This is a genomic window from Nocardioides sp. P5_C9_2, assembly GCF_054049555.1.
In genome coordinates this window covers 1-11800 of the sequence record NZ_JBFUMD010000059.1, presented here as the reverse complement: position 1 = coordinate 11800, position 11800 = coordinate 1, and the positions used below count along the sequence as shown (strand labels likewise).

The window sequence follows — 11800 nt, the reverse complement described above, 5'->3', positions numbered from 1 at the left end:
CCGTGCGCGAGGCCGCGTCGAGCTTGGACAGGATGTTGGAGACGTGGACCGACACGGTCTTGGTGGCGATGAAGAGCTGCTTGCCGATCTCGCCGTTGGTGCGGCCCTCGGCCACCAGGGCGAGGATCTCCGCCTCCCGTGGGGTCAGCGTCGCGGTGGTGGCCGTCCGGGGCGCCGGGCTGGAGCCGAGGCCGGTCAGCTCGTCGAGGAGGGGCCGCAGCCCGACCTCGTGCGCCGTCGCACGCGCCAGGTCGGCGGCCTGCCGGGCCCCGGCGGCGTCGCCGCTCGCCCGTAGCACCTCGGCCAGGCGGGCGCGGGTGCGGGCCAGCTCGGGGACGTGGCCGAAGGCGACGAACGCCTCCTCGGCGGCCCGCCAGGCGGACGCCAGCTCGGCGGCGTCGGGCGGGTCGAGCTGGCTCAGCCACCGCCAACGCAGTCCCTCGGCGGTGCGGCGGGCGACCCACGCGTGGTACTCCGGGCCACGACTGATCTCGAACTCGGCGTAGAAGTCGATGACCCGCTCACCGTCGGAGAGCAGGCGGCGTACGACGACGTCGGCGGTCTCCCGCTCGGCGGCGGACTGGTGGGCGGCACGGGTCGCGAGCATCCCGACGACGACGGTCGAGAGCCGCAGCCGTGCCTGGAACCACTCGTGCCAGATCGGTCGCACGGTGTCGACCACCAGGTCGTAGACGTCGACCCCGCGGGCGGCATCGCCGTCCTGCTCGGCACGGGCCAGCTCGGCCGTCGCCGCGTTGATCGCGGTGAGCCCGTCGGTCGGCCAGTAGGCGCGCAGGCTCGCGAAGGCGTCCGGCTTGGTGTGGCCGCGCAGGACCTGCACCTGCATCTGGAGGGCGTAGTAGAGCCACTCGTAGACGACCGGTGGGTTGAGCCCCGACACGTCGAGCCGGGCGTAGGCCTCACGGAGCCGACCCTGGGCGACCAGCACGCTCGCCACCATCTGGCGTGCCTCCGCCGGGAAGGGCGCCCAGGCCAGGCCCTCCTCCTCCCCGCGGACGACGACCCGCCCGTAGGCCTCCAGCGCCCCGTCGAAGTCGCCGAGGTCGTGGTGCAGCCGCCCGAGGAAGTAGAGGGCCCGCAGCTCGGCGTCCACGTGACCGGCCGCCCGGGCCCGGTCCGCGGTGTCGAGCCAGGTCGCGCGGAGCCGGTCGAGGTCGAGGGTCTCGTCGAGGCTGGTCAGGGTGGTCGCGATCTCCACGGAGATGCCGGTGAGGTTGTGCCGTTGCGCGAGGTCCAGTCCTTCCATGGCCACCGACCGGGCGCGCTCCTCGTTCCACCGGCCCAGGGTCTGCGCGTGGACGCTCAGCGCCCGGGCGCGCAGCCTCGGCGAGGCGTCGGCGAGCAGCGAGACCGCCTCCGCCGCGATCACCTCCGGGTCCTCGGTGGTGTCGGTGAGCAGCAGCGCGGCGGCGATGGAGGTGAGCACCTGGCCACGGTCGGCGTCCGGGGCGTCGGGCGGCAGGGAGGCGAGGTGCGCCCGCAGGACCTTGATCGCCCTGCCGACCCGTCCCGAGGCGACGAAGGCCTCGGCGCACCGGCTCACCAGGGCGTGCACGTCGACGTCGTCGGGGACCTCCGGGAGGCCCTCCAGCAGGTCGAGGGCCTCGAGGAACTGCATCGCCGCCTCGTGGGGACCGCCCACCGCGAAGGCCTGGTTGCCGGCCTCGATCCCCGCACGCACGGCGGTGACCCGGTCGCCGGCCCGGCGGGAGTGGAGCGCGAGCTCCGCCGCGGTGCCGGTCGCCTCGCCCGAGGAGAGTGCCTCGCTGAAGGCGGTGTGGAGCCGGGTGCGCTCGCCCGGGAGCAGGTCGTCGTAGACCGCCTCGCCCAGCAGGGCGTGCCGGAACGCGTAGGACGAGCCTCCCGCCCGGGTGAGGACGTTGGACTCGACCGCGCTGCGCAGCGCCGCCTCGAGGTCGGCGGCGCCGAGGCCGGTGACGGTCGCGAGCAGCTCGTGGGAGACGTGCCGACCGGCGACGCTCGCCACCCGGACCACCTCGCGGGTGCGGTCGTCGAGCCGGTCGAGACGCACCAGCAGCACGTCGGCGAGCTCGACGGGCACGTGCCCCCCGGTGGCCCAGGTCGCCCCGATGAGCTCCTCGACGAAGAACGCGTTGCCCTCGGCGCGGTCGACGATCTCGGCGATGCTCGCCTCGGAGATCGTCGTGTCCTTGTGGATCGTGTAGATCAGGCGCCGCACGTCCACATCGGCGAGCGGCTCGACCTGGACCCGCTCGACCCCGCGCAGCCGGGCCCACTCCGCGACCTGCGGACGCAGCGGGTGGCGCCGGTGCAGGTCGTCGGAGCGGTAGGACACGACCAGCCGGACCGGGCCGGCGAAGGGGCGCGAGAACAGGAAGCTGAGCATGTCGCGCGTCGACTGGTCGGCCCAGTGGGCGTCCTCGACGACGACGAGCAGCGGCCCGTCCCCGGCCAGGGTCTCGAGCAGGTCGTGGACCGCGGCGAAGATGTTGCCGCGGTCGAGGGACCGGTCCTCGTCGCGGTCGTCGGTGGCGCGCAGGCGTCGGCCCGGCTGGAGGCGGGCGAGGGTGGGGTGACGCTCGGTCACGCTCGCGGCCACCTCCGGTCGCTCCGTGAGGATGCGCCCGAGGATCTCGGAGAAGGGGAGGTAGGGCAGCGAGCCGTCGGCCAGGTCGAGGCAGTGGCCGGCCAGCACCAGCCAGCCCTCCTCGAGGGCCACGTCCCGCAGCTCGGTCAGCAGCCGGGTCTTGCCGACGCCGGCGTCGCCGGCGAGGAGCACGGCGTCCGACGCCGCGGCCCCGGGCGCACGGATGCCGAGCCGGGAGGTGAGGTCCTCCAGCTCGGCATCACGGCCGACGAGGTCGGCGCTGCGGGCGGTGGGCACGTCGGACATTGTGGCGTGTCCCACCGACACTGTCGTGCCGGTCGTCATCGCTGCCGGGTCGTCGTGGCGCGGGCGGCACCACGAGCGGCGCGGCGGCCGAACGTCCCCCAGTCCTTGCGGGCCCTCTCCTCGCGGTAGCTGACCTCGGCGTTGACGAAGCTGTCGGTGATGAACATGTGGTGCTCCCTCTCTCCGTGGCCCGACTCCCGGACCATCGAGACGAGACTCCGTCGCTGAGGTAGCGCGAGACATCGGGCGGGCGTCCTATCCGGGGCCGTCGGCTACCTCAGATCCGGCCGCGCGGGTACCTCAGGGACTGGACCTGCGTGGCGCCGGGACCGGCGTACCCCCCACGATGGGGGTATCAGGGAGTGAGGGCACCGCTCCTACCAAGCGTGAGGGACGTCATCATGGAGAGCGAACGGCGCGTCCGCGGCGATGACCCGTGGCCGCCCGGGGGGACGGACGCGGACATCGCCACGCTGGTCGACGAGGCCCGCAGGGGGAGCCAGACCGCGTGGGACTCGCTCGTGGAGCGCTTCCTCCCCCTGGTGACGTCCCTCATGCGGAGGTACCGCGTGACCGGTGCGGACGCCGACGACGTCAACCAGACCGTCTGGTTGCGCCTCGTCGAGCACCTGGACCGGATCGAGGAGCCCGCCGCCCTGCCGGGGTGGCTGGCCACCGTCACCCGGCACGAGTGCTTCCGCCTGCAGCACGTCCGGGGCCGGTCGGTTCCCACGGACCCCCAGACCTCGCCGACGTTCGACCGGCCGGACCACGCCCCCGACATGCTGGCGGAGCTGCTCGCCGACGAGCGGCACACCGCCCTGGTCGACGCGCTGCTCGAGCTGCCCGCCCAACGCCGGGACCTGCTGCTCCTGCTGACCGAGGACCCACCGCTGTCGTACGCCGAGATCAGTCGCCGCTCCGGCATCCCGGTCGGGGGCATCGGGCCCACCCGCGCCCGGGCCCTCCAGCAGCTGCGCCGCACCCGCGCCATCCGGCGCCTGACCAGTCCCACGGACCGGAGGACCCGATGAGCGACCTTCCCCCCGAGGACCCCGCGGTCCTCGACGCCGACGACCAGCAGCTCCTCGACGACCTGACCGAGGCGCTGTCGTCGCACCGAGACGTCGACCCGCGGCACCGGGAGGCGGCCCGCTCGGCCTTCACGTGGCGCACGGTGGACACGGAGCTCATGGCGCTGACCTACGACTCGCTCGACGCCGCGACCGCGGTCCGCGGCGTCGTCGACGCCCTGCCCCGGGCCCTGTCCTTCGCATCGGGCTTCGGCACCCTCGAGGTGGAGATGGACGGCGACCGGATCCGTGGGCACGTCGTCCCCGCCGCCGTCGTCGTCGTGGTGATGTCCAACGCCGCCGGTGCGACGCTGGGGGCCGAGTCCGACGAGGACGGGATGTTCGAGCTCCCCGGGTCGCTGCCCGGACCGGTGCGCTTCACCATCGCGGGCGAGGGCGCCGGTACGACGCCCTGGGTCACCCTCTGAGGGTCAGCGCAGCGGTTCCAGGATCGGACCGACACCCCGGCGACCGGCCACCGCCGCCTCGGCGAGGAGCTGGTCGGCGGCCTTCCTGGCGCTGATCCCGTGCCGGCTCATCCGGGCCGCGATCAACCCGGACACCAGCGGTGTCGAGAAGGAGGTCCCGCTCCACCGGGCGATCCCGGCGAACTCGCGCTTGTCACCGACGTTCGGCGGCTCGTGGCAGTAGAAGSTGCCCGTCGGGTAGGCGTTGACCAGGCCGGAGCCCAGGGCGTAGACGTCGACCCAGCTCCCGAAGTTGGAGTAGGAGGCCCGGCGCCCGTCCTCGTCGAGGGCGCCGACCGACACCGTCCAGGGGAAGGCCGCCGGCCAGAACGGCCTGCGGTGCCCGTCGTTGCCGGCCGCGGCCACGAGGACGGTGCCCTTCTGGTGGCGCAGCCGCTGCTCCCAGAACACCTCGAAGCTCAGCAGCGGCACCTCACCGCGGGTGGGGCAGCCGGCCGAGAGGGAGATGATGTCCGGGGACAGCTCGAGCGCCTCGCCGAGCTGCACGACCATCTCGGACTCGTACGCCGCTCCGCCCGTCGGCAGGAAGCCCTCCACCCGGATCTGCACGGCMGGGGCCTGGGTGCGGACGACGCCGGCGATGAACGTGCCGTGCCCGGCGTACGGGTGGATGTGGGTGGGGTCGATGGTCTCGGGGTCCCCGTCCACGCCCGCCAGCCACGGCGTCGCCGGGTCCGTCGCGGCGGGCGGCCACCACCCGGTGTCCACCACGGAGACGAGCACCTCGGTCCCGGCCCCCAGGTCGGTCGTGATGCCGGGGTACGGCGCGGCGGCCGCGCCCGGCTCCTCCGGCTCCACCGCCGGGCACAACCGGCCCGGGCCCGTGACGAACATGATGTGGTCGGGAGTCGCCTTGCCGAGACCGAGCTCGCGGTCCACCCGCGTCAGGATGTCCGGGACCGTCGTGGTGTCGTCGGTGGTGACCCGCAGGACGGTCAGTCCCCGTTGGCGTTGCGCCCGCTCGTCGTCGAGGCGCTGGGCACCGACGAGCTCGGCGACATCGCGCCAGTGCTCGTCGCGGGCCAGGATGAATCCGGGGCGGTACAGGTACTCGATCCTCCGGCCGTCCTCGGACCAGACGGCGGCGGCGTACCCGGGTCCGCCCATCGCCTTGATGAGGTAGGCGACCTGCTCGCGCAGGACAGCCTCCTCCAGCCGGTCCCGCTCCTCGGCCGTTGCGGTTGTCGAACGATCCACGGTGTGTCCCCCACATGCGATTGGATGGCCGGTGACGGGCGCGCCGGGACCGGCGAGGCCTGGCCTGAGAGTAGCGATCCACGGGGTCGGACGGGAGGGGCGAGGAGTGCTGGCCCAGTCCGGTGACGACCTTCTGGCACTGGCGATCGCCGAGCCGGACGCGGCCTGGTCGCTCGCGACCGGGGTCGTCGCGAACGACACAGACGCCACGACCCTCTCCTTCGCCCACCAGGCGCTGGGCATCGTGCTGCGCGAGCGCGGCGACGTCGACCTCGCCCTCACCCATCTCCGCGTCGCGCGGGGCCTGGCGGAGCGGACCCACGACCCGGACCGGGTCGCGGACGTCAGGGCGACCCTGGGTGGCACGCTCGCGGTGCGCGGCCGGACCGCGGCAGGACTGCACGAGCTGGACGCGGCCGTCGCCGGGGCGAGGGCCCGCGGGCCGGTGCGACCCAAGGCCCAGATGCGTCGGGCGAACGTGCTCACCATGGCCGGACACCTCGACCGGGCGCTGGCCGACCTCCAGGACGCGGTGCGCGGCTTCCGCCGCTCCGGGGACCAGCTGTGGGAGGCGCGTGCGCTCAACCTGCGCGCCTTCGTCAGGATCCTGCGCGGGGAGTTCGCGGACGCCACGCGCGACCTGCGCGCCGCGGAGGCCCTGTTCCTGCCCGGCGACCAGGCGTTCGAGGTGCTCGACGTCCGTCACAACCTGGCCCTCATCCGGTTCTTCCGGGGTGATGTCCCGGCGGCGCTGGCCGCCCTGACGGAGCTCGCCGCCGCCTACGCCGAGCTGGGCGACCCGCACCTCGAGGTGACCCTCGACCGGGCCAAGGTGCTGCTCGTGGCCGGACTGGCGGACGAGGCGGTCGACGTCATCGAGTCCGCGCCCCCCTGGGCCCAGAGCCGCCCCCGCGCCCGGGCCGAGCTGCTCCTGATGCGCGCCGCGGCGCGACTCGGCCAGGGCCGGCCCGCCGTCGCGCTCGACGACGCCCGCAGGGCCCGCCGGATGTTCGCCCACCAGGACCGGGAGTGGTGGACGGTCCGGACCGACCTGGTCGCCCTCCAGGCCCGCATCGAGCTCGGCCGCGGGTCGCGGCGGGCGGCCGTCGCACTGGCCGACWCACTGTCCGAAGACCGCACCGAGGACGCCGTCCTGGCCCACCTGCTGGCCGGGCGCGAGCTCGCCCGGACCGACCCCGCGGCGGCGTCGTCGTACCTGTCCCGCGCAGCCGCCGGGCGGCACCGGGGCAGCCCCCTGAGCCGCAGCACCGCCTGGCTCGCACGGGCCCTCGACCTGGAGGTGCAGGGTCRCCCGCGGGTGCTCGCCGCGGTGGGTCACGGCCTGGACGCGCTGGGCGAGCACCGCGCGACGCTCGGCAGCCCGGAGCTGCGGGCGCTCACCGCGCTGCACAGCGAGGAGCTCGCCAGGCTGGCCGTGCGGCACGCCCTGCCGCAGGGGCCGCGGGCGCTGGTGCGGTGGAGCGACCGGGCCCGCGCCGCCTCCCTCAGCGAGCCGGTCCCCGCCCCGCAGGACCCCGCGATCGACGCCCTGCTGGCCACGATCCGCGGGCTCTCCCACCGGATCAGCGAGGAGGAGGACCCTGCCGAGCTGCCGGCCCTGCTGCGGGAGCGGACCCAGCACGAGCGGACCGTGCGGCTGGCCTGGGCGGCCACTCCGGGTGCCGGCGGACGGGCGACCTCGATCAGCGACGCCGAGCTGGCCCAGCACCTGGGCGACCGGGTCCTGGTCCAGCTCGTGGACGTCGACGGCACCCTGCACGCCGTGGTCGTGCGCGACGGGCGGTGGCGGCGGGTGGAGGTCGGCCCGACGGCGGCAGCCGCGAAGGCCGTCGACGTCGCGATGTACGGGCTGCGGACCGCCACCCGGGGTCGCCCGGTCGACCTCGCGGTCCTGGGTCGGCGGCTCGGGACGACGCTGCTCGGGGACGTGGCGCGGCTGTTGCCGCCCGGCCGGGCCGTGGTCGTCTCGCCCCCGGCGGACCTCCTCGCGGCGCCGTGGGGACTCCTCCCGGTCCTGCACGACCGGTCGGTGGCGCTCACCCCGTCGGCCACCGCATGGGTGCGCGCGCACTCGGCCCGACCCCGCTCGGCGCGAGCGGTGTTCGTCGTCGGCCCGGACCTGCCGACCGGCGGCGGCGAGGTGGCCCCCGTCGTACGCATGCACGAGGACGCCTGCCTGCTCGCGGCCGAGGACGCCACGGTCGCCTCCGCCCTGGCCGCGCTCGACGGGGCGGCGCTCGGGCACATCGCCGCCCACGGGTCCTTCCGCGCCGAGACGCCGATGTTCTCCAGCCTCCACCTCGCCGACGGGGCGATGACCGTCGACGACGTCCACCGGCTCGGGCACCCGCCGCACCGGATCGTGCTGCCCGCGTGCCGGTCGGGAGTCGTCGCGCACGTCGGGGGACACGACGTGATCGGCTTCGCCGCCGCGTTGCTGGGCCAGGGGACGGCCGGGGTCCTCGCCTCGATCGCCGACGTCGACGACGCCGCCACCGTGCGGGTGATGCTCGACGTCCACGCGGGGCTGGTGGCAGGTCTCCGGCTCGACGAGGCGCTGTGCGACGCCCGCCTCGCCGCCGCGGACGACCCGGTGAGGCTGGCCACCGCGGTGGCGTTCACGGCGCTGGGTGCCGCCTGAGCTCGGGTTGTCGGCTCGGTGGGCGCTCGTCCGGGTGGTCGGCCGGGGGTGGGGCTCGGGCCGCCGTCAGGTGCCGGGCGTGACCGGGCGCCCGCCCTGCCAGACCCCCGCCACGAGCGGTACGCCGGGGCGGTAGGCGAGGTGGACGTACGACGGGGCGTCGAGCAGCACGAGGTCGGCCCGCCTGCCCACGGCCAGGACCCCGACGTCGTCGCGGTCGAGGGCGGCCGCCCCGGTCGCGGTGGCCGCGTGCAGCGCCTCGCCCGGGCTCATCCCCATGTCGCGGACCGCCAGCGCGATGCAGAACGCCATCGACGAGGTGAAGCACGAGCCCGGGTTGCAGTCGCTGGCCAGGGCGACCCGGACACCGGCGTCGAGGAGGCGGCGGGCGTCGACGTACGGGTGGCGGGTCGAGAACTCGACGCCCGGCAGCAGCGTCGCGATGGTGCCGGAGCCGGCGAGGGCGCTGACGTCGTCGTCGGACAGGTAGGTGCAGTGGTCGACGGCGACGAGGCCGAGCTCGGCGGCCAGCCGGACGCCGCCGCCGTAGGTGAGCTGGTTGGCGTGCAGCCGCCCGCGCAGGCCGTTGTCGGTGCCCGCTGCCAGGATCGTGCGTGCCTGGTCGACGTCGAAGGCGCCGTCCTCGCAGAAGACGTCGATCCAGCGCGCATGGGGGGCCGCGGCCGCCAGCATCGGGCCGGTGACCAGCTCGACGTAGTCCGCGGGGTCGGTGTCCGCGGGCACGACGTGGGCACCGAGGAAGGTCGTCTCGTCCGTGAACTGGCGGGCCACGGCGAGCGACCGCGCCTCGTCGTGGACGGAGAGTCCGTATCCACTCTTGATCTCGATGGTGGTGGTGCCCTGGGCCCGCATCTCGGCGACGAGCCGGGCGACGTGAGAGGTGAGCTGTTCGTCGGTGGCCGCGCGGGTGGCCGCGACGGTCGTGCGGATGCCGCCGGCGGAGTAGGGCTCCCCGGTCATCCGGGCCGCGAACTCCTGCGCACGGTCCCCCGCGAAGACCAGGTGGCTGTGGCTGTCGACGAAGCCGGGCAGCACGGCGCGTCCGCCCGCGTCGTACGCCGTGTCGGCCGCCGGCGCCTCGGCGGCCTGGCCGACCCACGCGATCGTGCTGCCCTCGACGACGACCGCCGCGTCCTCGACGAGCCCGAGGAGCCCGCCGCGCTCGGGGTCGTTGGTGGTCAGCTCGCCGATGCCGGTGATCAGGACGCTCATCCGTGCACCGCCCGGATCACCCGGTCGAGGTCACGACCGATCTCGCCCACCTGGTCGCGGGTGTGCACGAGCTGGCCGTCGGCGATCACCTGGAGCACGTCACCGGCGCTCGCCGCGAAGACCACGGCGTGCTCGTCGGTGCCGGCGCCGGCGGTGCGCGGCGAGGCGAGGTCGAGGGTGACCAGGTCCGCGCGCTGGCCGACCGCGATCGACCCGGCGTCCGGCCAGCCCAGGCTGGCGTGACCGGTGGCGGTGGCGGCCGTGAGCAGCTCGGCCGCCGACCAGTGCCCGCGACGCATGGTGGCGAGCCGCTCGTCGAGCTCGACGGCGCGCATCTCCTCGAAGAGGTCGATCACGGCGTGGCTGTCCGAGCCGAGCGTCAGCCGGGCGCCGGCGTCGGCGAGGCGGCGGCTCGGGCCGACCCCGTCGCCGAGGTCGCGCTCGGTGGTCGGGCAGAAGTCGACGTACGCGTTCGCCTCGCCGATCAGCGCGATGTCGGCCGGCGAGAGGTGGGTCGCGTGCACGAGGGTGGTGGTCGGGCGCAGCAGCCCGTGGGCGCCGAGCAGCCGGGTCGGCGTGACGCCGTACGCCGCCTCGCAGGCCTCGTTCTCGGCGACCTGCTCGGACAGGTGCACGTGCAGCACGTCGTGGTCGGCGCGGGCGACGTGCTCGAGCGCGTCTCGTGGCACCGCCCGCACCGAGTGCAGAGCGACGCCGACGCGAGCCCCCGGGCCGGAGTCGATCGCGGCGACCCGGTCGGCCCACCCCTGGGCACTGCCGTCGCTGTAGCGGACCTGCACGCCGTGCGGCGGCTTCCCGAAGCCGCTGGAGAGGTAGAGCGTGTCCAGCAGGGTGATCCGGATGCCGGCCTCGCGGGCCGCCTCGAGGAGCGCGTGCCCCATCGCGTTCGGGTCGGCGTACGGCGTCCCGTCCTGCTGGTGGTGCAGGTAGTGGAACTCGCCGACCGCGGTGATCCCGGCGGCGACCATCTCCCGGTACGTCGCGCGGGCGAGCTCGAAGTAGGTGTCCGGGTCGAGCCGGCCGGCGACGACGTACATCTGGTCGCGCCACGTCCAGAACGTGCCGCGTCCGCGCTGGGTGCGTCCGCGCAGGGCACGGTGGAAGGCGTGGCTGTGGCAGTTGGCCAGGCCCGGGATCGTGAGCCCGAGGAGCACGTGGTCGGGCTGCAGGGGACGCCCGGTCCCGGACCGGCCGCGCAGCGTGACCGCGCGGATGACGCCGTCCTCGACGTCGACCAGCACCCCCGCCTCGACGCGCCCGCCGACCCAGGCGTGCTCCAGCAGGTAGGAGGTCGTGGTCATCGCGCCAGCTCCGTGAGGGTGTCGGCCAGCGCCTCGACCCCGGTCAGGCAGTCGGCGGTCTCGGCGGACTCGTCGGGTGAGTGCGACACCCCCGTCGGGTTCCGCACGAAGAGCATCGCACTCGGGACCCCAGCCATGGCGAGGATGCCCGCGTCGTGTCCGGCCTGGGTCGGGATGACCGGCCAGCCACCGACGGCCGACACCCGGTCGGCGAGGTCGGCGTCGAAGGCGACCCGCCCCGAGACCGACTCGGCGGTGACGGTCAGGCCGGTGCCGTCGCGCCCGGCCCGCTCGGCGCCCTGTCGCTCGATCGCGGCCACCAGGTCGGCCAGCGCCGCGTCGGACTCGCACCGGGCGTCGAGCCAGGCCGTGACCCGGGACGGCACGGCGTTGGTGCCGTTGGGGGCGACCTCGAGCCGGCCGAAGGTCGCCCGCTGCCCCGACAGCCGGGCCTGCTTGTTGGCCGCCAGCGCCGTCATCGCGTAGGTCAGCATCGGGTCCTTGCGGTCCTCCATCCGGGTCGTCCCCGCGTGGTTCGCCTCGCCGGTGAAGTCGAAGCGGTAGCGCCCGTGCGGCCAGATCTCGCTGCCCACGCCGACGGCCACGTCCCGGTCGACGAGGTCGCGGCCCTGCTCGACGTGCAGCTCGACGAAGCAGCCGACGCCCGAGAGGTCGAGCAGCCCGTCGCCGTCCTCGAGCGCCGCCACGTCGARTCCGGCAGCGGCCAGCGCGTCGGGGAGGGCGACGCCGTCGCGGTCGCGGCGCTCACGGGCGTCGGCCCAGCGGGTCGCCCCGGTCGCCAACCGCGAGCCGAGGCAGGCCAGCCCGAAGCGCGAGCCCTCCTCCTCGGTGAAGACCGAGACGCCGATCGGCCGGGACGGTACGACGCCGCGCTCCCGCATCAGGTCCACCGCCGCGAGCGCGGAGAC

9 protein-coding genes are annotated in these 11800 nt (G+C 75.0%); 3 read left to right on the top strand and 6 right to left on the bottom strand.

Annotated elements, in window-relative coordinates; translation table 11 throughout:
• Window positions 1–2887: helix-turn-helix transcriptional regulator (locus ACXJKL_RS04940; protein ID WP_457205944.1), on the bottom strand; the 2887-nt coding region annotated here is incomplete at its 3' end.
• Between the two features lie 44 nt (window positions 2888–2931).
• Complete coding sequence (locus ACXJKL_RS04935) at window positions 2932–3063, bottom strand: hypothetical protein (protein ID WP_457205943.1); 132 nt, start codon at window positions 3061–3063, stop codon at window positions 2932–2934.
• Between the two features lie 234 nt (window positions 3064–3297).
• Between ACXJKL_RS04935 and ACXJKL_RS04930 the strand changes: the two genes are divergently transcribed.
• A complete protein-coding gene (locus ACXJKL_RS04930) occupies window positions 3298–3930 on the top strand; it encodes an RNA polymerase sigma factor (RefSeq protein ID WP_457205942.1) in 633 nt (210 codons plus the stop codon).
• Entirely contained in the window at window positions 3927–4397 is a 471-nt protein-coding gene (locus ACXJKL_RS04925; protein WP_457205941.1) for a hypothetical protein, read from the top strand. The genes ACXJKL_RS04930 and ACXJKL_RS04925 overlap by 4 nt, the downstream gene beginning before the upstream one ends.
• 3 nt (window positions 4398–4400) lie before the next feature.
• On the opposite strand, the gene ACXJKL_RS04920 is transcribed toward ACXJKL_RS04925, so the two are convergent.
• On the bottom strand, window positions 4401–5654 hold the full coding sequence (locus ACXJKL_RS04920; protein ID WP_457205940.1) for a S8 family peptidase: 1254 nt from the start codon (window positions 5652–5654) through the stop codon (window positions 4401–4403).
• Between the two features lie 106 nt (window positions 5655–5760).
• On the opposite strand from ACXJKL_RS04920, the gene ACXJKL_RS04915 reads away from it, so the two are divergent.
• Complete coding sequence (locus tag ACXJKL_RS04915) at window positions 5761–8316, top strand: CHAT domain-containing protein (RefSeq protein ID WP_457205939.1); 2556 nt, start codon at window positions 5761–5763, stop codon at window positions 8314–8316.
• Window positions 8317–8382: 66 nt separating this feature from the next.
• Here the strand turns inward: ACXJKL_RS04915 and hutI are convergent, their stop codons facing one another.
• The 3 genes from hutI to ACXJKL_RS04900 form a co-directional block, all read right to left on the bottom strand.
• Window positions 8383–9549: an imidazolonepropionase gene (gene hutI, locus ACXJKL_RS04910; protein ID WP_457205938.1), complete on the bottom strand. Its 1167-nt coding sequence runs from the start codon at window positions 9547–9549 to the stop codon at window positions 8383–8385.
• Window positions 9546–10871 carry a formimidoylglutamate deiminase gene (locus tag ACXJKL_RS04905; RefSeq protein ID WP_457205937.1) on the bottom strand — a complete coding sequence of 442 codons (1326 nt, stop codon included), beginning with the start codon at window positions 10869–10871 and terminating at the stop codon, window positions 9546–9548. The genes hutI and ACXJKL_RS04905 overlap by 4 nt, the downstream gene beginning before the upstream one ends.
• A partial coding sequence (locus tag ACXJKL_RS04900; protein WP_457205936.1) for an allantoate amidohydrolase occupies window positions 10868–11800 on the bottom strand: 933 nt, incomplete at its 5' end. The genes ACXJKL_RS04900 and ACXJKL_RS04905, both read right to left, overlap by 4 nt.